Below are 23271 nucleotides of genomic sequence, written 5' to 3'. Positions count from 1 at the left end.
TAGAGTGCTCGTCTGTTTTTATCGTGAAAGAGAGAATGATTGTGAGGAATTATTTAATTTTTTTAATCTTTAGTTCAATATGCAAACAAAAAAATTAATTATTTTTTTATTTTCACTGTTTATCTTATTGATATTCAGTTTGGAGATAATGGCACAAAATGCTGTTGTCGGTAATGTGGTTGATGGAAATAATACGCCATTAATCGGGGTGAATGTTATTGAAAAAGGAACTACAAACGGAACCGTGACGGATGTTGACGGTAATTTTACTCTCAATGTTGATAATGGTGCAACTTTAGTTTTCAGCTACATTGGTTATATAACACAGGAAGTTGTTGTATCCGGCAGAAAATTGAATGTAGTTCTCCTTGAAGATACGGAAATGCTCGAAGAAGTTGTGGTGGTAGGCTATGGAACACAATCAAAAAGGAATATTTCAGGTTCTATCAGCAGTATAAAATCCGAAGATATTATTCGGTCGACATCCACAACTTTAAGTGGTGCCCTGGCCGGTAAGGTACAAGGTATAACCACCAGGGCTGCAGATGCAAGGCCCGGTAGGGGAGTGAATCTGCAAATCAGGAATATGGGAAATCCGTTGTATGTGATCGATGGTGTTCCCTATGGAGGGATTACCGGCGCCGATGCCTTTGGTATGTCGCAAGGGTCTGGAGAAGATATCTTTAATAATTTGTCGTTAGAGGATATTGAAAGTATTTCAATCCTGAAAGATGCTTCTGCAGCGGTTTACGGGCTTAGAGCCGCGAACGGGGTTGTTTTGGTTACGACAAAGAAAGGTAGAAAAGATGATAACATAAATGTGAATATAAATGGTTATTATGGCCTTCAGAATTTTACCAGATATCCCCAACCCGCAAATGCATATCAATTTGTGAGGGCAAGGGTGGAGTCTGAGCAGAATTACGGTAGGAATCCGGCAGCCCTTTACAGTCCGGAAGAATTGGCTAAGTGGCAAGCGGGGACTGAACCGGGGTACAAGAGTTATGATTATCTGGATATTGTTACACGTAGGAATGTTCCCCAGTATTATTTGAATGCGAATGTTTCGGGTGGAACAAATAGGGCGACCTATTACCTGTCTGTGGCGCATACGGATCAGGATGCGATACTGAGAGATTTCTATTATAAGAGATCTAATGTACAGGCCAATCTGGAAGCTAATTTGACAAGTGGATTAACAGTAGGTACGCAGATGAGCGCCATATTGGAAACTACACATAATGTGGGTGTACCCGGATTAGATGACTATTTTAACCCCTTGTTGAGTGTTTTCACGATGTGGCCTATAGAAAGTCCTTATGCCAATGATAATCCCAAGTATATTCACCAGACACATAATGTAAATGTGAATCCGGCTACATATAAAGATGACGTGACCGGTTGGGTCGACCAGATTAACCGGACTATGAATGTAAACCTCTATGCACAATATAAATTTAATTTCGGGTTGACATTGAAAGGAATGTACGCTTATAACTATAGGAATGATGATTTTGACGGATTTGAATATACATACGATGCCTATAGGTACGATCCCCAGACGGATACCTATTACACACAACCCGGATGGGGTAATCAAAACCCCTGGCGTGAAAAGCACAAAAGAAATGTAGTACAGCGTTTCCAACAGTTTTCAGCTTCATACGACAAAGTCTTTGGTGATCACACTGTGTCGGCCGTATTAGCTTATGAACAGTCGGACTATGATAACACCTACCTGGTTATCCACACTGTTCCTTCCAACAATTACATTGAAAAAATGTATCTGGACGAACAGGATTACCTTGCGGACGACTGGAGTTATCAGGCGCGTGCAGGTTATATAGGGAGGATAAACTATAATTATAAGGAAAGATATATCCTTGAAGTGCTTGGGCGTTATGATGGATCTTATCTTTACTATACGGACAGTCAGTTTGGCTTCTTCCCGGGGATATCTGCAGCATGGAGAATTTCCGACGAGAGTTTCTTTGCTCCTCTTAAAAGTGCTGTGAGTGACCTGAAATTCAGAGCTTCTTATGGTGTTACAGGAAGTGAGATATGGAACACGGCTAACTTCAATGAACCTTTCCCCATGTTTAGTTATCTGGGAGGGTTCAATTTTGGAGACGGGAACTCCGTTTTGGATGGAAATTTTGTCAACGGGTTAAGACCAAGAGGATTGCCGGTGCGTAATCTGTCATGGGTAGAGAATAAGACAACCAATGTAGGGATTGACATTTCCCTGTTAAACTATAAGCTGACTGCCAGTTTCGACCTGTTCGAAAGAAGACGTACAGGGTTGCCCGCTGCCCGTTATGATGTTAAATTACCTTCTGAGGTGGGTTATAGCCTGCCGAGGGAGAACCTGGAATCGGATGCACACCGGGGTATTGAAGGTCTGGTTTCTTATACGGATCATATTGGAGATCTTCAGTACAAGGTTGCGGCAAATGCTTCCCTTGCAAGGAGAAGATGGCTGGAGGCCTATAAACCCAGATTCGGTAATTCCTGGAATGAATACAGGAATTCCAGCGAAGACCGGTGGACGGGCATTACATGGGGGTATCAAATTATAGGACGTTTCAAGTCAGCAGAAGAGATTGCTAACTATCCCGTAAATATTGATGGCAGGGGTAATACGGATCTGTTGCCCGGCGATTTTATCTATAAAGACGTAAATAATGACGGTATTATCAATTCTCTTGATGAGAGGCCGATAGGTTATGCTTTAGGTGCCCAGCCATATATCAGTTATGGATTGAATATCGGGTTGAATTGGAAGAACTGGTCTCTCACTGCCGATTTCGCCGGTGCAACCATGCAGAGTTACAGGAGAAACTGGGAACTTAAGTTCCCATTCCAGAACAACGGCAGCGCACCGCACTATATGTTTGAAGACCGTTGGCACAGGGAAGACCCTTACAATCCCAATAGCAATTGGGTCTCGGGAACGTATCCGGCCATCAGGCAAAACCTGAGAGGTGATCACCCGATCTATTGGACAAATGACTTTTGGGTAACCAATGTGAATTATTTCCGGTTGAAGAATGTGGAGTTGGGCTATGTCCTGCCTAAGAACTGGAGTGAAAAAATAGGTTCTTCCCATGTCCGTTTATATGTCAACGGAACAAACATATTCTCATTGGATAATGTAGGGAGATTTGAAATCGATCCGGAAATAGCTTCGGAAAACGGACTGGTTTATCCGCTTCAGAAAATGCTTTTATTCGGTGTTAATCTAACGTTTTAAAAATAATCGTATGAAACGAGCATGATAACTGTTCTCATCCGAGTTCATCACTAAATGCGAGTTCCATACGACACCATTGAAAATAAATAATTTTAGTCGTATGAAAAAAGATATTCAATACTATAGCATAATAGCTTTATTATCTGTTATTCTTGTATCGTGTCATGGGGATTGGCTTGACAGGAATCCTAAAACGATCATTATGGAAGAACAGGTTTGGAACGATCCGAAGCAAATCGTGGGTTTGCTGGCCAACTTCTACAATCGATTACCGGTATTTACAGGGCTCGAAGGCAATTGGAGAGATATGACAATGTTTGATGACGCTATGTGGTCCGGTTATTCAGGAGAGGAGTGGAGGAATCAGATGTCGTCTTACGGGAACAATCTGGGAGAAATATGGGATTATGGACTGGTACGTGATATTAATCTCTCACTTGAAGGTATTGACGAATATAGTACAGCACTCAGTGAGAGTGAAAAAAACCTTTACAAAGCAGAATTGAGGTTCATAAGAGCGTATTATTACTTCGAAATGGTAAGGAGAATGGGAGGAATACCGCTGATTACCGAACAACTGGTATATGATTTTAGTGGCGATCCTACTTATTTACAACATCCCCGGGCTACGGAAGCGGCTGTTTATGAATTTATTGCCAATGAAATGGATGAAATCAAAGATCAACTCGGCAATGAAGGGAGTACGACGAGAGCCAACGAGTTTATTGCACTCGCATTGAAGAGCAGGGCCATGCTGTATGCTGCATCCTTAGCAAAATACAATAATCTTATGGCAGTACCCGTTACAACTCCCGGTGGGGAAGTCGGGATACCTGCATCTAAAATTGAGGAATATTACAGAGCTTCTTTAGACGCTTCGCTGGAAATTATTAATTCGGGGAAATATTCATTATACAGAGGCAATCCTCATTTAGGTGAGAACTATTATGAAATCTTCGATAAGAAAACAGGTAATAATGAAGTGATTTGGGTAAAAGATTATAAAGCGCCTGATAAAAGACACTGGTTTTCTTACGATAATATTGCCCGCGGATTAAGAGAGGATAATCTGGCTTCTTCTTGTGTAACCCCATCGTTGAATCTGGTGGAAAGCTATCCTTATCTCGACGGAACAGCCGGTACGCTGAAAAACAGGACCAGTGATAACTCCGATTACATATATTACGATGACCTATCGGATATTTATGCCAATAAAGATTGGCGCTTATATGGAACTGTCCTCTTCTCGGGAGCATCATTCAAAGGTTTGTCGGCAGGCATTCAGGCCGGAGTGAAAGTCTGGAATGGTACATCATACAATACTATTGAAGGAGAAGATATCGGAACAATGTATACCGATGGTGGAGTATTGGTCGGAAATTCAGGACCTCACCGTTCCATGCAGGAAGTTTCCAATACTGGCTTTTATTTGAGGAAACTCATCCAATCAGGGGCAGGGACAAGTACCCGTGGTATTTTGAGCGATAACTGGTGGATACATTTCCGTCTTGCAGAGATATACCTGAATGCCGCGGAAGCTATGATGGAACTGGGCCTTCCGGATGCGGTCAGGTACGTGAATGAATTGAGGGAAAGAGCAGGACATCCTGCTAACAGTCTTTCGGATTTGAATTTGGATATCCTGATGAATGAGAGACGGATCGAGTTGGCGTTTGAAGATCACCGCTATTTCGACCTGAAGAGATGGAGAAAAGCACATACTGTTTGGAATGGCGATGCAAATAATCCCAATACAATGATTTATGCCCTTTATCCTTACCGGGTAGTAGGTGGCCCTAATGATGGAAAATATGTATTCGATAAAATGATCGCACCGCGTTTCAGGAATCCGAGATATTTTCAATTGGCTAATTATTATACATTTATTCCTCAACATGCAAGGGATAATAATCCTAAAATTGTTCCAAATCCATTTCAATAAAAAAATGAAAACGATGAAAACGAAAATATTTTTGACAACATATATCAGCGCTATTCTCCTTCTGCTGCTTTTTAGTTGTGAGAAAGATAATTTTAGTGCTCCGGAGTCCATGTTATCCGGGAAAATAACTTATAACGACGAATCAATAGGTGTCAGGTCAAACGCCCTGCAATTAGAGTTGTGGCAACATGGTTATCAGAATTTCACGAAAATTCCCGTACATATCGATCAGGATGGAACTTTTTCCGCCATGTTGTTTGATGGAAATTACAAATTAGTCCGTATGAACGGGGCTCCGTGGGAAAACAATACAGACTCTATAGATGTGGTAGTTAAAGGAAATACTGTAGTGGATGTTCCCGTTGTCCCTTATTTCACGATAAGTAATGCTGCTTATTCCAGAAATGCCAAACAGATAACAGCCACATTTACGGTCAACAGGGTAAGTAATCAGAGAGAGTTGAGGGCGGTTCGTCTTTTCTTGGGAAGAACTATTATTACCGATAATGGGTATAATATTGCGAGTGCAGAAAAACCGGCATCCGAAGTTACACTCGGTACAGCGGTTACGTTAACCGTTACTATACCGGATTCCCATACTGAAAAGTTCCTATATGCAAGAATAGGAGTGGAGACAGAGGGTATAGGCCAATTATTGTATTCTCCTTCGGAAAAAATTCAATTGGATTGATGATGTAGAGAAGATTATAAATTAAGTACTTAAAGGGCATGAGCAAGGTAAATTCTACCTGTTCATGCCCTAAATTTATTATTACTCTGATATTTACACCTATTATCTGTCATAAATTTTGTACTTTTGTGCAAAAGTTAGGTTATAAGCATTTTATGGTTAAAGCAATATTTTTTGATATTGACGGTACATTGGTCAGTTTCAAAACACATCGGATACCCGATTCCGCCCGGAAATCGATCGAGATGATCAGGAATAAGGGGATTAAAGTATTTATCGCCACCGGCAGGCACTTTTCAGTGATCAATAATCTGGACGACATGGAGTTCGACGGATATATCACGATGAATGGATGTTACTGCCTGCAAGGTAACGATAATGTTATATTTAAAAAAAGTATCGACCAGGCAGATGTCAATAGCTTTATCGATTATATACAACAGAAAAGGGAACTTCCCTGCCTCTTTGTAGAAGAACACCGTCTTTCTTTTAATTATATCGATGAAGATGTGAAATTTCTGATGAGCCTGTTGAAACAGGAAATGCCTCAGATAAATGATCTTGATTATTACCGGGACAAGGAATTATTCCAATTAACGGCGTTTTTCAAAGATTCTCAGGAAGAGGAAGTGATGAGTCTGTTGCCGAACTGTTCAGCTATGCGATGGTATCCGACTTTTGCCGATGTCATAGCTAAAGGGGTGGATAAAGGTGTCGGAATAGACCAATTCTGTAATTATTATGGATTCTCCCTGGAAGAGACGATGGCTTTCGGTGATGGAGGAAACGATATTGAAATGCTCCGTCATGCCGGTATAGGTGTGGCAATGGGAAATGCTAACGAAGATGTCAAACAAGCAGCCGATTATGTAACCGACACTGTCGATGATGACGGCGTACGAAAGGCATTACAACATTTTGGGTTGGTGTAAGATCGAGTATCTATCCTATCGAAATTAATCAAGATACTAAACTATACAAACGACTAGTTGTCTATATTATAAAAAATGCCTCGCAGATAGGTGAGGCTCTAAATTACTTAATAATCATAATTCCTCAAAATAATCATGCGAAAACTTTGCAAAATGTAAAGTTTTCCATATATTTGCATATATGACCAGAAGATCAGTAGAAGATAATGATTATAATTGAGAGTCAAATACTCGATGAATTTGTAGAGAAGCATGCCGATTGTCGGAAAGCAGTCCAAAACTGGATTAATAAAGTGGAAGATGCTGAATGGAAATCGCATACCGACTTAAAGATGGACTTTCCTTCTGCCGATTATGTGAAAAACGGACGATATGTATTCAATATTCGGGGTAATAAATACCGGTTGATCGTGGTTGTTGTTTTCGTAGCAGGTCAATTAATTGTCCGTTTTATAGGTACTCATGCTGAGTATGATAAAATTAATGCAGAATCTGTTTAAAAAAGGAGATGAGTTATGAAAATGAAATATTTAGATCTGAAAGAAATAAAGGATTTATCTCAATTCAAAGAGATAAAAGCATATTATGAAGATATATTGCAGAAAGCTACGGAAACCGGAGCTCTGGAAGTGCAGGATGCTGATAATGAATATATCAAAGAATTAGACCGTATAGGCAAAATAGTATATGTGTATGAAAGGTTACATTTTCCCGCGAAGAATTTGAAGTTTAAATCTCCTTTGATTATCTCAATCGAAAATGAACTCGACAAGAGGCAATTAAAACAACGTCAAGCGGCAGAACTGTTGGATGTCAAAGAATCAACATTCAGCCAAATTATGAAAGGAAAGCGGTCTGTTCCAAAGATAATGGCTAAGAAATTGTACTCGGAATTCAATATTGACCCGGTACTTATTTTGGAAAATTTATAAAATTAGAATAATATTACATTGCCCGGTTATTACGATTTTGTTTTTGCTCTGGGCTCTGGGTATCTACTTAACTAAAAACTCCCTTACGAGAACAGTGTCGTAAGAGAGTTCAAAGTTTGAATGTCTTCTTTATTTTGATGCTTCTGTGAGTGCCCTGAAGAGCGGCAGGAATGTGTCGTCTCCTTTGGATACAAATCCTTCGGGGTGGAATTGTACTCCTACAACGAATTGGTCTCCCTCTTTTTCAATGGCCTCTACCACTCCGTCTTTTGCTCTTGCACTGATCTTAAACCCTTTGGCAATATCTTTTACCGCCTGATGATGAAAAGAGTTAACTACTACCGACTCTCTGCCGAGTATTTTATAGAGTTTTGAGTTCTTTTCAATATCGATAGTATGCGTTCCGTAGCTGCTTGGAGCATTTTGAGAGTGCTTCACAAATGTACCTTCGACCTGGGATGGGATGTCCTGATAAAGTGTCCCGCCGAAGGCAACATTCATAGCTTGTTCTCCACGACAGATTCCCAATACAGGTAATCCCTTTTCTACGGCCATTCTGATAAGAGTTATATCGAACTCATCTCTTTCCGGGGCAATACCGCCCATGGCGCGTACAGGCTCTTCGTTAAACCATTTTAGCGGGTCAATATCCTCTCCTCCGGTCATAACAAGACCATCGATTACTTCCAGAACACGCGTAAGCTCCTCCTTATCGGAGGTCATAGGGATAACAAGAGGAACACCCCCTGCTCTTTTAATCGAGTTGATATAGGTAAGTGGAGCAGATGTGGAGCTTTCGCTTGCGACTGAGGATACACCGATAATAGGCTTTTTCTGGGCATAAGCAGATATAAGCGTAAATATCAGTACAATGGATAATAGAATTCTTCTTTTCATACTCAAGACTTTACAAGTTATCCAGGCTAATAGTATAACTGTATCTGTATTCTTTGTCTGAGAACCTGTACTCGTTCAGCGGTTTAGCTCCCCATGAATTTAGTCCGGCTACGCCGCGCTGGAACAGATCGACACAGAGAACAGTCTCTTTACGGGGAAGTACATCCGACCAGTGTTGTTGTTTCTTGGTCATTCCCGGATCAAGGTCTTCCGGACGGTAGTTGGTCGCACTTACCGAAAGCGGTTGTACTCCGTCTACACGGATTCCTTTTCCTGCTTCGTTTAGGAGAGTCAGCCAGCGGACATCGGTTTTATTCCCGGTTTCCTGTGGACGGTAATAAGTATAGGCCTGATCCTTTACAAGACCTTCCCAGATACCCATAAATGTGTCGGTGTTGCGGTCGATGTAATTCTCCCATGGCCCTCGTCCGTACCAACGGAATTGATTATACTCTTCCGGTAAAATCATCAGCATTCCGAAGCGCATCATCTCCGGAAGCTCGTCGCTCTGTGCCTGATAATGGAGATCGGTGGTAAGGCTTCCGTCGTTATTCACGGTGTAAGTGATATCCACAAAGGCTTCTATCCCTCTGGGCTTAGCCCGGTAAGTAAATGATACGCCGTTGTTGTTTTCTTTCATATCGCGGTAACTGTAAATCACATTATGGCCTGCTGCGTCCCAGAGACGAAGATTATATTGCTCTCCCGAACCGAAGTCATTGTCGACCGGAGCCCTCCAGAAATTCAGGCGGGGCAGTTCCTTAAAGATATTTTGTCCGTTTACTTTTGCACTGATCAATGACCGGCCATCTCTTACCGAAAAGACGTACTCTTTGTTGCCCGATGTTACGGTTACGTTTTCATCCTTCCGGGATACATTAAGTGTTCCCGTATGTTCACCGGAAACAAAATAGTTATTGGCTTCGAATGCAAATTCCTCTTTTGCCACTTCAAAACCGGGTTTGATAAATTCATTTCCTTTCTTGTCATAAGCGAACAGATGGAGGAAATACTCCGTGCCCTTTTCAGGTTGTATTGAAGGGAGTTTCAATTGAACATCCTTGCCGGAATTTACCGGGACTTCTACGGCGAAATCTCCTTCGGCAACTTTTTCACCGTTTTTCAATAACACCCACTTATAGCCGAACCCATCGTTGGTCAGATTGGTGAATTTAAAATCATTGATCACAGTGATAAGACCTTTGTTGAGGTCTTTTGCCTCAAAAAGAATGTTCTGATAAACCTTCTTCACTATATGGGTATGGGGCATATAATTCTGGTCGGGAGTAACAAGTCCGTCCATACAGAAATTACCGTCATTTTGTTTATTATATCCTTTCAGGTCACCCCCGTATGCCCAGTAAAAGCGTCCCTGTTCGTCATGGGTTGGGTAGCCGTGGTTATACCATTCCCAAATGAAGCCTCCCTGCATATTCTTGCTGCTGCGCATCAGTTCCCAGTATTCCGGGAAATTACCCATACTGTTGCCCATCGCATGTGCATATTCGCACATAATATAGGGACGTCCCAGGTCCTGGGCAGCATCCCGCTTCATACTTTCCCAGGAGGGATACATCGGGCAGATAATATCGGTATTCCTGTCACGTCCGGCCTGTTCATACTGTACTGGGCGGCTCGGATCGCGTTGCTTGGCCCAGTCATACATATCGAAGAACGCTTTTCCGTTGCTTGCCTCGTTACCCAGTGACCAGATAATCACAGAGGGATGATTTTTATCCCTTTCCACTAAACGGGTGACGCGATCCATATGTTGTCCGTGCCACTCCGGGAAGTTGGAAACATTGTCGGGGCCGTAACCCAGCCCGTGTGACTCCAGATTGGTTTCATCCACGAGATAGATACCATGTTCATCGCAGAGTTTATACCATAAAGGTTGTTGAGGATAATGAGATGTGCGGACAGCATTGATATTCAGTTCTTTCATCAATTGCAGGTTTCGCATCATGATCTCTTTGTCTACTACCTGCCCTTTATTGGTATTGAATTCGTGTAGATTGACACCCTTCAGGAATATTTTTTGCCCGTTCACCAGGAGTTGTCCGTCTTTAATTTCCACTCTGCGGAATCCGATTTTGGAAGAGGTTGCTTCAATCAGGTTGCCTCTTTCGTCTTTAAGGGTTAACAGAAGGGTATAGAGGTTAGGTGTTTCTGCCGTCCATTTGTCCGGATTGGATACTCTTCCCGAGAGGCTGATCTCTTCAGAAAGGGAAGCGCTTATGCTTGTATCTTTTGTCTGCCGGAAAACATTTTTTCCGTTTTTATCCAGGATGGATACTTCCAGTTTACGATTTTGAGTCTGATCGGTATAGTTTTTCAGCTCTACTTCTATGCTGAACTGTCCATGCCTGTAGGAGTCATCCAGATCGGGATGAGCGAAGAAGTCCTGTATGCGGGTATCATCTGTGCTGTACAGGTAAACGCTGCGGTTAATCCCTCCCAAACGCCACATATCCTGGTCTTCCAGATAAGAACCGTCACTGAATTTATGTACCTGGCACGCCAACAGGTTCTTTCCCGGGCGAATATAGGGAGTAATGTCGAACTCCGCCGGACTTTTGGCATTTTTATTGATACCGACCTGTTGTCCGTTCACAAAAACATACATGAAATTAGTCCCCCCTTCAAAATGAAGGAATACCCTTCTGCCATTCCATGTTTTGGGAATGGTGAATGTCTGCCGGTAAGCGCCCACCGGAGAATCATTCCGGTCGATATGAGGAGGATTGGCCGGAAATCCGAAGCCGATATTCACATACATAGGAATACCGTAGCCATTGAATTCCCAGTTTCCGGGTACGGGCATTTTGCCCCAGGTGCTGTCATCGTAGTTTTCATTGAAAAACCCTGCGGGAACTTCATCAACTTTTGGTACCCAATGAAATTTCCATGTACCATTCAAAGATTGATAATAAGGCGAACGTTCATACTCATCGGCGATGGCAGTCTGTTCGTCAGCATAAGGAATAGCAGTAGCCCTTGTTTTTTCGGTATTTACTGCAAAAATTTCCGGATTTTCCCAATCAGGAACCTGATCTTGAACTCTTCCCGAACCCTGGTCCTGCGCATGGATAAATGTTGTGGACATCAATATTATTAAAATAATAACATAAGAAAATGACTTCATGTGTATATACTTTTATACTTTGGTGAATAAATTTAATATCTGTTTTCTGTTTTTCCTTGCAGTGCAAATTTACATGATTTTCTTTGAAAAAACCATATGTCCAGACGGAACGGCCAGTTTGTTTGACGTGAAAGAACATGGCTTTCTTGAATGTGTTGTAAAGATAGTTGTTTTTTTATTATTTTTGTGTCGATTGATCATAGTTTAATTGAAATAGTATTAAGGAAATGAATAGCAGAAATAGAGATACCAGTGAGAATTTAATTACATCCACGTTCATGCTAATTTTAATTGAACGTGACGATGGAGAGAAGAAACAAACATTGGAGAATTGAACAACGGAACAGGGTTTACAAAGCTAAAATGAAGTTATTCGCCTCTTATGGCGGTATTTTTATTCTTAATAACGAAAGAGTAACTAATCCCCGGTGGATTGAACTGTACAAGGCTAACTGGAGTCCGGTCTATAAGTCCGTTAGGACTCCGTGTAGTTGTTGGATGTGTCAAGGAGAAATTTATAACCGTTGTGCATACAAGAAAGAGACAATAAGATTGATCGAAGAAATCATTTGAATTTGAGAGAGTGACCTAATTCCCTCTTTTTTAATATTTTCCCCAATCTCTTTGACGTACAGAATAAAAAAGGCGAGTTGCCCCGCCTTACATGTTTTCACAACGGAATAATCCTTATTGTGATTTGCTTTCAAAAGTTGTAACGGCAAATGTATGAAAATAAATTTAATATGCAAAATGATTTGTTAAATAAAATATTCATTTTAACTTTACGGGCAATAAAATAACGTGTTTAATTGTATACGACATGAAAAAGCATATTCTGGGTTTAGATCTGGGTACCAACAGTATTGGATGGGCATTGGTGGAGGTTGATGAAAACAATAAACCATGCAGTATAGAAGGTATGGGAAGTCGGATTATACCAATGAGTCAGGATATATTGGGAAATTTTGAAAGTGGAAATTCTATTTCACAAACAGCAGAAAGAACTGCTTATCGCGGAACAAGAAGATTGCGTGAGCGTCATTTGTTGCGTAGGGAACGTTTGCATAGAGTGCTGAATGTGTTAGGCTTTTTGCCTGAACATTATATGAATCAGATTGATTTTGAGAAACACTTGGGGAAATTCTTTACTGACCTAGAACCTAAATTGGCTTGGAAAGAAAATGCGAATGGAAAATATGAATTTATTTTTCAGTCTTCGTTCAATGAAATGGTCTCCGAATTCAAAAAAGCTCAACCTTATTTATTTGAAAACGGAAAGTTGATTCCTTATGATTGGACTATTTACTATTTGCGTAAAAAAGCCTTATCTCAAAAAATAAAAAAAGAAGAATTGGCTTGGATTTTATTGAATTTTAATCAGAAACGGGGTTATTATCAGTTGCGTGATGAGGTGGACGAAGAAAATCCAAACAAATTAGTTGAATTCCATTCGTTGAAAGTGATTGATGTCGTGCCGGACGAAAGTGCTAATAGCAAAGGCGAAACATGGTATTCTCTTCATTTGGAAAATGGTTGGATTTATCGGCGTTCGAGTAAAACACCTCTTTTTGATTGGAAAGATAAAGTCCGTGATTTTATTGTCACGACAGATTTAAATGATGATGGTACGATAAAAACCGATAAAGAGGGTAATGTCAGGCGTTCGTTTCGGGCACCGGCGGAAGATGATTGGACTTTATTAAAAAAGAAAACCGAAGCAGACATTGATAAAAGCAAGAAAACTGTCGGAACATACATTTATGATGCTTTGTTGGAAAATCCATCACAAAAAATAAAAGGGAAATTAGTACGCACCATCGAACGGAAGTTTTACAAAGAAGAACTGAAACAGATTCTTCAAAAACAACAGGAGTTTCATCCCGAATTACAGGATGAGGATTTGTATAACGAGGCTGTTCGTGAGTTGTATCGTAGCAATGAATCCCATCAACTCGCTCTTGGTAAAAGAGACTTCACGCATCTTTTTTTGGAAGATATTATTTTCTATCAACGTCCGTTGCGAAGCAAAAAATCGTCCATTGGGAATTGTTCGTTGGAATATAGGAAGTACCGTGATAAGGAAGGAGTGGAACATATCGAATACTTGAAAGCGGCGCCTAAGTCAAATCCTTATTACCAGGAATTCCGTTTGTGGCAATGGCTCTATAATTTAACTATTTACCGGAGGGATGACGATACGAATGTAACCCAAGAATTCTTGAACAGCGTGGAAGATTATGAGAACTTGTTTGATTTTCTGGATAACAGAAAGGAAATTAGGCAAGACACGTTAATAAAGTTCCTGTTGGAGCAAAAAGGTTTTAAGGGAAAAATGTTGGCTAACGAAGCATCAAAATATCGTTGGAACTTTGTGGATGACAAGGAAAAAGTATATCCATGTAACGAAACAAAAGCTTTGATTGTATCCCGGCTGGCGAAAGTTGAAAACCTGCCTGACGGTTTCTTGAAAAGGGAAACTGAACAACAACTCTGGCATATTATCTACTCCGTTACTGACAAGGATGAATACGAAAAAGCATTGAAATCGTTTGCCGAAAGACATGGATTGGATGTAGCATCATTTGTGGAAAATTTTAAAAAGTTTCCGCCTTTCAAAAGCGAATATGGTTCATTCTCGGAAAAAGCCATTAAAAAATTATTGCCTTTGATACGGACTGGAAAGTACTGGGATTGGGGGAAAATTGACGAAAGTACGAAAAAACGTATTGATAAAATTATAACAGGAGAGTATGATGAAAATATAAAAGAGAGAGTCCGGGAGAAAGCCATTCATTTGAAAGAAGAGGGATATTTTCAAGGCTTGCAACTTTGGTTGGCAAGTTATATCGTTTATGGTCGCCATTCCGAGCCAGGCATTGCCGGAAAATGGAATTCTGTCAATGATTTGGAAAAATACCTGCATGAATTCAAACAACACTCATTGCGTAATCCGATCGTCGAACAAATTGTTACCGAAGCATTGAGAGTGATAAGAGATATTTGGGCGCATTATGGTAACGGAGTGAAAGATTTCTTTTCGGAAATTCATATCGAGTTAGGCCGGCAAATGAAACTACCAGCCGAAGACCGGAAAAAATTAAGCGATCAAGTGCTCGAAAACGAAAAAACAAACCTTCGTATCAAAGCCTTACTTGCAGAAATGTTGCATTATCCGGAAGTGGAAAACGTGCGGCCATACTCACCTATGCAACAAGAAGCCCTGAAAATATTTGAAGATGGAGTGTTAAGTTCTAATATCGAAATAGACGATGATATCCTTAAAATAAGTAAGACCGCTCAACCTTCTTCCTCGGAATTAAGACGCTATAAATTATGGTTAGAGCAAAAATACCGATCTCCGTATACCGGGCAAGTCATTCCTCTGAACAGATTATTTACTGCCGATTACGAGATAGAGCACATCATTCCACAAAGCCGTTATTTCGATGATAGTTTCAACAATAAAGTGATATGTGAGTCGGCTGTCAATAAACTGAAAGACAATCAGACCAGTTTTGAATTTATAAAAAACCACCATAGCGAAATAGTTGAAGTAGGTTTTGGCAAAACGGTCAGAATTTTTGAAGAAGAAGAGTATCAAAAATTCGTGAAAGAACATTATGCGAAAAATCGCTCCAAACGGAATAAATTATTGATGGATGAAATTCCTGAGAAAATGATTGAGCGCCAGATGAATGACACACGTTATATCAGTAAGTTTATTTCTTCCGTTTTATCCAATATTGTTCGTTCGGAAACAAATGACGACGGAATTAATTCAAAAAATATTGTTCCATTGAATGGTAAAATAACCGGACGGTTAAAACAGGATTGGGGATTGAATGATGTTTGGAACGATTTGATACTGCCTCGTTTTGAAAGAATGAATGAACTGACCGGTTCTAAAGGCTTTACCGTTTACAATGAACGTTATCAAAAATATTTGCCGACGGTTCCACTCGAGCTCTCAAAAAACTTTCAAAAAAAACGTATCGATCACCGTCATCATGCCATGGACGCTTTGGTTATTGCCTGTGCTACCCGCGACCATGTGAATTTCCTTAACAATCAACATGCGTTGGACAAGAAGAAAACAAAAGAAGAAAAAGACAAAAGTCGATTCGACTTGCGTAATAAATTGTGTTTCAAAAATAAGGGAGATGATAAAGGCAATTATAACTGGCAGTTTTTCAAACCTTGGGGTAATTTTACCGTTGATGCCCGCAATGAATTGGAAAAAATCATTGTCAGTTTCAAGCAAAATCTTCGTGTGATAAATAAAAGTGTCAATTATTACCAACGCTTTGTCGATGGCAAAAAAGTGATCGACAAACAAACCAAAGGTGATAACTGGGCGATACGGAAGCCTTTGCATACGCCTATGCCTTATGGTAAAAAAGAATATTGGTTTGATATTTTAAAAGTAGCAGATAATATTGGAAAAAGAGCATATATAATTGATAACGAAGTAAAGAAAAAAGTTGAAAATGTTTTGAGTAGTTTTAATAATAAAATTACAGAAGCACAAAAATATTTGAAGAAGACTCCAATTGTGGATGATTCTGGTGTTCCAATAATTGAAACTGCTTTTAGTGTTAAATCTGAAAAGTTTAGAAGGAGACAACCTATTTCGAAACTTTCTAATAGGGGACAAGGGGGTATTAAAACTATTGCAGATGCTACTAAATTTATAAATAAAATAGCGGATTTTAAATTAAGAGAAGATCTATTGCAGCATTTGAAAGATAATGCAGATAATATTGACTTAGCATTTAGTCCAGAAGGCATTGAAAGATTTAATGCAAATAGAAAAATTCCTGCTTATAAATTACCTATTGCGGAAAGTGGTTCAAGTAGATTTAGAGTAGGATATACAATAGGGACAAAGTCTAAATGGGTGGAGGCTGCCGAAGGTACTAACTTGTTTTTTGCTATTTATGCAGATGATGAGGGCAAGCGTAGTTATGAAACAATTCCGCTGAATATCGTTATTGAACGCTTGAAGCAGGGACTAAAAGAAGTGCCTGAAAGAAATGAAAAAGGGCATAATCTTTTATTTTCTTTATCTCCGAATGATTTGGTGTATGTGCCGGGGGAAGAAGAGCTAACTACTTCATTAAATCATCAATTAGATCGAAATAGAATTTATAAAATGGTAAGTTCAAGCGGGAACCAATGTTTCTTTGTCAAAAGCGAGGTTGCAAATCCTATTGTTAATAAGGTGGAGTATTCAGTATTAAACAAGATGGAAAAATCAATCGACGGAATAATGATAAAACAAGTATGTGTAAAGTTGAAAGTAGATAGATTGGGGAATATACAATTTGCATAGCACCATATCAAAATCTTTATTAAAAAAGAATATCAAAGCCTCGTACAACAAACAAAGCCGTAAAAAATTACAAATAATAAAGATGCGCATGTCTACAGAACAATTATTAAACGAATGCCTTGTTATTTTGCGAAGTATTAAAGACGACAAGAAAAGTCTTGAAAAATTGCTTGGATTTATGGAAGAAGAATTTGTTGAACACAACAAAATCGATCTTTCCAAAATGCCGGATTATAAATTACAAGTTCCTCTGAAATACAGAAACCTAATCAGCGAAGTTGCTGGTAATATGTCCGCAGGGTTGATTAGTTTTGTAAATACGGAAACATTGGAAGTTGAAGGAGTGCCGAAAGAAATTTACTCGGATTTACCGTTGGAAGAAGATGATGAAGAGTATGAGGAAGAAATGACTGACACTGATACGTATTCTGATGAAATATTCAGTTTTCGAAAATGGAAAGATTTTATAACGATTGAATCTTTGGAGTCGTCGGAAGCATATCGCATTATGGAATATTTTGTAGACAATCTGCCTAAGGGACATGCGAAGAACATATTGAACAATACCATCAACGGCAAAAAACCATTCGCAAATTTCAACAATTTTATTCATCAATCGGAATATCGTGAACTTTGGTTTGAATTTAGGGATAGAATGTATGAAAAGTGCGTGATTGATAATTATTTATATAAAATAACAGATAAAGGATAACCCTATGTCCAAACCCCGATTAAAAAAGGAACTCCAACGCCTCACCAAAGAGCAGTTGGTTGAGCAAATATTGGATTTGTACGAAAAAAATAAAGCTGTAAAAGAGTTTTACGATTTTTATCTCAATCCGAAGAATGAAACGGCCTTGGCTGAAAAGTATAAAAAAATTATCCGTAAAGAATTTAACGTGGAGCATCCCGAACGTGGCAGCGAAAAGTTTTCGGTTGCTAAACGTGCTATTTCGGATTTTCGTAGTTTGCAACCTTCACCCGAAGGATTAGCCGATGTGATGTTGTATCTGCCCGAAAGCGCATGTGAACTGACTTATTGTTACGGTGACTATTCGGAACAATTTTACGACTCAACCTACAACAATTATAAAGCAGCCTTGATGTTTATGCAAAAACACGGTTTACTTGAACAATTTAAATTGAGAGCCGAACAATGTGTACGTTGGGCTTCACCCTGCGGTTATGGCTTTGCGAGTGAAATTGCCGATCTATATTATGAATATTATAATGAATCACCATGATTAAACGCACGCTTTACTTCGGTAATCCGGCCTATTTATCCCTCCGGAAAGAACAACTGCTTATTCAATTGCCGGAAGTGGTGAAAAACGAAACGCTGCCCGAAACATTTAAAGACGCCGCCGTGAAAACCGTTCCCATAGAAGATATCGGTGTGGTGATTCTGGATAACAAGCAAATAACCATTACTCATGGTGTCATTGAAAAACTGTTGGCCAACAACGTTGCACTCATTACCTGCGACAGTAGCCGGATGCCTCTGGGTTTGATGTTGCCCTTGTCCGGCAATACTACCCAAACCGAGCGCTTTAAACATCAACTGGGGGCATCGGTTCCGTTGAAAAAACAGTTGTGGCAGCAAACCGTTCAGGCAAAGATACAAAATCAGGCTCATTTGCTTCATTCTGCTACCGGCGAGGTGGTAAAGAACATGCAAATATGGGCTTCGGATGTAAAAAGTGGCGATCCAGACAATTATGAAGCTCGCGCCGCCGTATATTATTGGGCGAATATCTTTCCGCAGATATCCGGATTTTCAAGGAACAGGGACGGTATTCCGCCCAATAATCTCCTGAATTACGGATATGCCGTTTTAAGGGCAGTGGTAGCGCGTTCATTGGTTGCCAGCGGATTGCTTCCCACGTTGGGCATTTATCACCGGAATAAATATAATGCCTACTGTCTTGCCGATGATATCATGGAACCGTATCGGCCTTTTGTGGATAAAGTGATTATTGAGATAATGGCAAAAACGAACGATATATCGGAAGTAACCAAAGAACTGAAAGCGGAACTATTGAATATTCCGGTACAGGATGTTATTGTTAACGGACAAAGAAGTCCCCTTATGATTGCCGTAGGTCACACAACGGCTTCCCTATATCAGTGTTTTGCGGGTAAAAGCAGAAAAATCAAATATCCTTCGTTTGAATAAAAGACTCTATAACTTATGCAACGTTTTAGCGAATACAGAATTATGTGGGTACTTGTACTTTTTGATCTTCCTACACAGACAAAGAAAGAACGTAAAGTCTATACAACCTTTCGGGACAAACTCATCAAAGACGGATTTACCATGTTCCAGTTCTCCATTTATTTACGACACTGTGCGAGCCGTGAAAACGCCGATGTGCATATTCAACGTGTGAAAAACAATCTTCCACCTCATGGACAAGTCGGCATCCTGTGTATTACCGATAAGCAATTTGGCAACATGGAATTGTTTATCGGAAAAAAAGAAAAAGAAGTAACCACGCCCTACCAGCAATTAGAACTGTTTTAGAAAATAGAAATCCCGCCTTACCGGCAGGATTCCATGTTCGGAACAACGTCTTTTTTTAATTGTAATTTTCGGTATAAACCACTGGAAAATAGCGAAATGTTCAAATCCAGTTGTTCCAGATACCAAAGGTACAAACTTTTGAGAGCCAATCACAACAATAGTAAACGGAAAGCCACCAGATGGAAGTTGTTCCAGATACCAAAGGTACAAACTTTTGAGAGCCAATCACAACGGTTGTTTCGGTAGTCTCTTAGCATTACGCGTTGTTCCAGATACCAAAGGTACAAACTTTTGAGAGCCAATCACAACTTGCAATGATTGTGGCGAGGGAGGGAATTTGTTGTTCCAGATACCAAAGGTACAAACTTTTGAGAGCCAATCACAACACAGAAGATGGCGGACAGTTGAGAGGTTTAGTTGTTCCAGATACCAAAGGTACAAACTTTTGAGAGCCAATCACAACTGTTATTTTAACATTATTGCCAGTCTTTCGTTGTTCCAGATACCAAAGGTACAAACTTTTGAGAGCCAATCACAACAATTATCCAGTACTTAACGCTGTAATTCCTGTTGTTCCAGATACCAAAGGTACAAACTTTTGAGAGCCAATCACAACGACAACAGAGTTGACCTACACGATGCAGTAGTTGTTCCAGATACCAAAGGTACAAACTTTTGAGAGCCAATCACAACAATTCTATCAATAGCACTTTTTTCAATGACGTTGTTCCAGATACCAAAGGTACAAACTTTTGAGAGCCAATCACAACAGATTTGTAGGTGTATTTCAAACTATATATGTTGTTCCAGATACCAAAGGTACAAACTTTTGAGAGCCAATCACAACCACCCTTACAGTCTTGAAAAACTGCTAACGGTTGTTCCAGATACCAAAGGTACAAACTTTTGAGAGCCAATCACAACGGGGTTCAAGAAGATCTACAACTGGGTGGGTTGTTCCAGATACCAAAGGTACAAACTTTTGAGAGCCAATCACAACAATACTAATCGTACGTATTAACAACCATTTGTTGTTCCAGATACCAAAGGTACAAACTTTTGAGAGCCAATCACAACAACATCTGGAAAGACTTTTGTATAAATGCAGTTGTTCCAGATACCAAAGGTACAAACTTTTGAGAGCCAATCACAACTATTTTTGTATTCCAGCCTGAAAATCATAATGTTGTTCCAGATACCAAAGGTACAAACTTTTGAGAGCCAATCACAACTAATCTTGCATTATAATAAGCATCACTTACGTTGTTCCAGATACCAAAGGTACAAACTTTTGAGAGCCAATCACAACAATAATATGCTCCATCATTGACGAAATACGTTGTTCCAGATACCAAAGGTACAAACTTTTGAGAGCCAATCACAACTTTAAGTGATGAATTAAAACAAGAATTAAAGTTGTTCCAGATACCAAAGGTACAAACTTTTGAGAGCCAATCACAACCCATAGCTTTTGCCATTCTTTTGTGATTCCTGTTGTTCCAGATACCAAAGGTACAAACTTTTGAGAGCCAATCACAACTGGTATTGCCACGCCATCAAGTGCCACATGTTGTTCCAGATACCAAAGGTACAAACTTTTGAGAGCCAATCACAACTTAGTTTTCTTGCTTCAATTTCAAAATCCAGTTGTTCCAGATACCAAAGGTACAAACTTTTGAGAGCCAATCACAACGATAGGCAAGGCGAAATTACTGCTTTAATGGTTGTTCCAGATACCAAAGGTACAAACTTTTGAGAGCCAATCACAACACTTCAAAGACTGTTCAACCGACTACTGGAGTTGTTCCAGATACCAAAGGTACAAACTTTTGAGAGCCAATCACAACTATGCAAATGGTTCATCCCCGTGCTCATCAGTTGTTCCAGATACCAAAGGTACAAACTTTTGAGAGCCAATCACAACGGATCTCTTCCCAATACTGCTCTTCAGGCTGTTGTTCCAGATACCAAAGGTACAAACTTTTGAGAGCCAATCACAACTCACATGGCAGCCGGTGAACAAACAGGTGAGTTGTTCCAGATACCAAAGGTACAAACTTTTGAGAGCCAATCACAACTGTTGTGGCTGAACCAGCTTCAACCGCTACGTTGTTCCAGATACCAAAGGTACAAACTTTTGAGAGCCAATCACAACTTGTGGGGTGCGGAGAAGCAGACGGGAAAGGTTGTTCCAGATACCAAAGGTACAAACTTTTGAGAGCCAATCACAACAAGCCAGCCCAAACAAAGTTCCAAAAGACGTTGTTCCAGATACCAAAGGTACAAACTTTTGAGAGCCAATCACAACAGCATCACCTGTATATTCGTTTTTCGTAGGTTGTTCCAGATACCAAAGGTACAAACTTTTGAGAGCCAATCACAACTTGTGGGGGCAGGAGAAGCAGACAGGAAAGGTTGTTCCAGATACCAAAGGTACAAACTTTTGAGAGCCAATCACAACGGTCAACTGGTTGCAGTTGGATTTGGCAATGTTGTTCCAGATACCAAAGGTACAAACTTTTGAGAGCCAATCACAACATTATTCCTAATTGCAAAGTCCTCTAAGTAGTTGTTCCAGATACCAAAGGTACAAACTTTTGAGAGCCAATCACAACGAGGTCAACGCTCTTAAAACGCCTTAAAATGTTGTTCCAGATACCAAAGGTACAAACTTTTGAGAGCCAATCACAACTTTATCGGTTACCTTCTTCTTCTCCTCTTTGTTGTTCCAGATACCAAAGGTACAAACTTTTGAGAGCCAATCACAACGACGCCGAGGCCTCGTAGATCTTGCCGTGAGTTGTTCCAGATACCAAAGGTACAAACTTTTGAGAGCCAATCACAACTATATCTTCCATAACCTATTATCAGTTATTGTTGTTCCAGATACCAAAGGTACAAACTTTTGAGAGCCAATCACAACTTTCGTATTCATCTACCGGCAGGCCGGTGAGTTGTTCCAGATACCAAAGGTACAAACTTTTGAGAGCCAATCACAACCGTAAACTTCCGGCCTGTACACGAACATCAGTTGTTCCAGATACCAAAGGTACAAACTTTTGAGAGCCAATCACAACAGATAGACGGGAACGCTTATGCAACAGGAGTTGTTCCAGATACCAAAGGTACAAACTTTTGAGAGCCAATCACAACAGTTTTGATGCCAGAAATTTTGATACATTTGTTGTTCCAGATACCAAAGGTACAAACTTTTGAGAGCCAATCACAACAATTAAGGATACAGAGATGGATGCTAAGCAGTTGTTCCAGATACCAAAGGTACAAACTTTTGAGAGCCAATCACAACTTCTTTGGCAAACTTTATAGCATATGAATAGTTGTTCCAGATACCAAAGGTACAAACTTTTGAGAGCCAATCACAACTCAATGCGTCGGCATTCTCCCTGATTGTCTGTTGTTCCAGATACCAAAGGTACAAACTTTTGAGAGCCAATCACAACTTTATCGGTTACCTTCTTCTTCTCCTCTTTGTTGTTCCAGATACCAAAGGTACAAACTTTTGAGAGCCAATCACAACGACGCCGAGGCCTCGTAGATCTTGCCGTGAGTTGTTCCAGATACCAAAGGTACAAACTTTTGAGAGCCAATCACAACGACGCCGA

At 40.0% G+C, this 23271-nt stretch carries 13 protein-coding genes and 1 CRISPR repeat array; of the genes, 11 read left to right on the top strand and 2 right to left on the bottom strand.

Features of this window, described 5'->3' with window-relative positions:
• Window positions 1-148 precede the first annotated feature (148 nt).
• The 6 genes from U2P89_RS07370 to U2P89_RS07345 all read left to right on the top strand — a co-directional run bounded on the left by U2P89_RS07370 (window position 149) and on the right by U2P89_RS07345 (window position 7750).
• A complete protein-coding gene (locus tag U2P89_RS07370; RefSeq protein WP_322191080.1) occupies window positions 149-3253 on the top strand; it encodes a TonB-dependent receptor in 3105 nt (1034 codons plus the stop codon).
• Between the two features lie 100 nt (window positions 3254-3353).
• Complete coding sequence (locus tag U2P89_RS07365; RefSeq protein WP_092027751.1) at window positions 3354-5195, top strand: RagB/SusD family nutrient uptake outer membrane protein; 1842 nt, start codon at window positions 3354-3356, stop codon at window positions 5193-5195.
• Window positions 5196-5208: 13 nt separating this feature from the next.
• Complete coding sequence (locus tag U2P89_RS07360) at window positions 5209-5886, top strand: DUF3823 domain-containing protein (protein ID WP_232001527.1); 678 nt, start codon at window positions 5209-5211, stop codon at window positions 5884-5886.
• Window positions 5887-6041: 155 nt separating this feature from the next.
• Entirely contained in the window at window positions 6042-6818 is a 777-nt protein-coding gene (locus U2P89_RS07355) for a Cof-type HAD-IIB family hydrolase (protein WP_092119151.1), read from the top strand.
• A 206-nt stretch (window positions 6819-7024) separates the two neighbouring features.
• On the top strand, window positions 7025-7318 hold the full coding sequence (locus U2P89_RS07350) for a type II toxin-antitoxin system HigB family toxin (RefSeq protein ID WP_019539881.1): 294 nt from the start codon (window positions 7025-7027) through the stop codon (window positions 7316-7318).
• 15 nt (window positions 7319-7333) lie between these two features.
• Window positions 7334-7750, top strand: a complete 417-nt coding sequence (locus tag U2P89_RS07345) for an XRE family transcriptional regulator (RefSeq protein WP_092119148.1) — start codon at window positions 7334-7336, stop codon at window positions 7748-7750.
• Between the two features lie 129 nt (window positions 7751-7879).
• Here U2P89_RS07345 and U2P89_RS07340 read toward each other — a convergent pair whose 3' ends face one another.
• Window positions 7880-8647 (bottom strand): gamma-glutamyl-gamma-aminobutyrate hydrolase family protein, encoded by a 768-nt coding sequence (locus U2P89_RS07340; protein ID WP_313381872.1) that lies wholly within the window; start codon window positions 8645-8647, stop codon window positions 7880-7882.
• A 10-nt stretch (window positions 8648-8657) separates the two neighbouring features.
• The gene (locus tag U2P89_RS07335; protein ID WP_322191079.1) at window positions 8658-11753 is read right to left on the bottom strand and encodes a glycoside hydrolase family 2 TIM barrel-domain containing protein; all 3096 of its coding nucleotides are present in this window, start codon (window positions 11751-11753) and stop codon (window positions 8658-8660) included.
• Window positions 11754-12612: 859 nt separating this feature from the next.
• Between U2P89_RS07335 and cas9 the strand changes: the two genes are divergently transcribed.
• The 5 genes from cas9 to cas2 all read left to right on the top strand — a co-directional run bounded on the left by cas9 (window position 12613) and on the right by cas2 (window position 19648).
• On the top strand, window positions 12613-17124 hold the full coding sequence (gene cas9 / locus U2P89_RS07330; RefSeq protein WP_322191078.1) for a type II CRISPR RNA-guided endonuclease Cas9: 4512 nt from the start codon (window positions 12613-12615) through the stop codon (window positions 17122-17124).
• A gap of 88 nt (window positions 17125-17212) precedes the next feature.
• Window positions 17213-17836, top strand: coding sequence for a UPF0158 family protein (locus U2P89_RS07325; RefSeq protein ID WP_322191077.1), 624 nt, complete (start codon window positions 17213-17215; stop codon window positions 17834-17836).
• A gap of 4 nt (window positions 17837-17840) precedes the next feature.
• Window positions 17841-18368: a DUF6155 family protein gene (locus tag U2P89_RS07320; RefSeq protein ID WP_322191076.1), complete on the top strand. Its 528-nt coding sequence runs from the start codon at window positions 17841-17843 to the stop codon at window positions 18366-18368.
• Window positions 18365-19300 carry a type II CRISPR-associated endonuclease Cas1 gene (cas1, locus tag U2P89_RS07315; protein ID WP_322191075.1) on the top strand — a complete coding sequence of 312 codons (936 nt, stop codon included), beginning with the start codon at window positions 18365-18367 and terminating at the stop codon, window positions 19298-19300. The genes U2P89_RS07320 and cas1 overlap by 4 nt, the downstream gene beginning before the upstream one ends.
• Window positions 19301-19315: 15 nt before the next feature.
• Window positions 19316-19648, top strand: a complete 333-nt coding sequence (cas2, locus tag U2P89_RS07310) for a CRISPR-associated endonuclease Cas2 (RefSeq protein WP_313381877.1) — start codon at window positions 19316-19318, stop codon at window positions 19646-19648.
• A 109-nt stretch (window positions 19649-19757) separates the two neighbouring features.
• Window positions 19758-23263: direct repeats of the CRISPR family, unit length 47 nt; unit sequence GTTGTTCCAGATACCAAAGGTACAAACTTTTGAGAGCCAATCACAAC.
• Between the last annotated feature and the right edge of the window lie 8 nt (window positions 23264-23271).

It is taken from the genome of Proteiniphilum sp., assembly GCF_034331125.1.
Classification (GTDB): Bacteria; Bacteroidota; Bacteroidia; order Bacteroidales; family Dysgonomonadaceae; genus Proteiniphilum; species Proteiniphilum saccharofermentans.
Note: the sequence above shows the minus strand (reverse complement) of the source record. Positions and strands in the feature narration are given on the sequence as shown.

Excerpts from the sequence above, each read along its gene's own strand:
- U2P89_RS07370 (WP_322191080.1), top strand. The coding sequence starts at position 149 with ATGGCACAAAATGCTGTTGTCGGTAATGTGGTTGATGGAAATAATACG.
- U2P89_RS07365 (WP_092027751.1), top strand. The coding sequence starts at position 3,354 with ATGAAAAAAGATATTCAATACTATAGCATAATAGCTTTATTATCTGTT.
- U2P89_RS07360 (WP_232001527.1), top strand. The coding sequence starts at position 5,209 with ATGAAAACGAAAATATTTTTGACAACATATATCAGCGCTATTCTCCTT.
- U2P89_RS07355 (WP_092119151.1), top strand. The coding sequence starts at position 6,042 with ATGGTTAAAGCAATATTTTTTGATATTGACGGTACATTGGTCAGTTTC.
- U2P89_RS07350 (WP_019539881.1), top strand. The coding sequence starts at position 7,025 with ATGATTATAATTGAGAGTCAAATACTCGATGAATTTGTAGAGAAGCAT.
- U2P89_RS07345 (WP_092119148.1), top strand. The coding sequence starts at position 7,334 with ATGAAAATGAAATATTTAGATCTGAAAGAAATAAAGGATTTATCTCAA.
- U2P89_RS07340 (WP_313381872.1), bottom strand. The coding sequence starts at position 8,647 with ATGAAAAGAAGAATTCTATTATCCATTGTACTGATATTTACGCTTATA.
- U2P89_RS07335 (WP_322191079.1), bottom strand. The coding sequence starts at position 11,753 with ATGTCCACAACATTTATCCATGCGCAGGACCAGGGTTCGGGAAGAGTT.
- cas9 (WP_322191078.1), top strand. The coding sequence starts at position 12,613 with ATGAAAAAGCATATTCTGGGTTTAGATCTGGGTACCAACAGTATTGGA.
- U2P89_RS07325 (WP_322191077.1), top strand. The coding sequence starts at position 17,213 with ATGTCTACAGAACAATTATTAAACGAATGCCTTGTTATTTTGCGAAGT.
- U2P89_RS07320 (WP_322191076.1), top strand. The coding sequence starts at position 17,841 with ATGTCCAAACCCCGATTAAAAAAGGAACTCCAACGCCTCACCAAAGAG.
- cas1 (WP_322191075.1), top strand. The coding sequence starts at position 18,365 with ATGATTAAACGCACGCTTTACTTCGGTAATCCGGCCTATTTATCCCTC.
- cas2 (WP_313381877.1), top strand. The coding sequence starts at position 19,316 with ATGCAACGTTTTAGCGAATACAGAATTATGTGGGTACTTGTACTTTTT.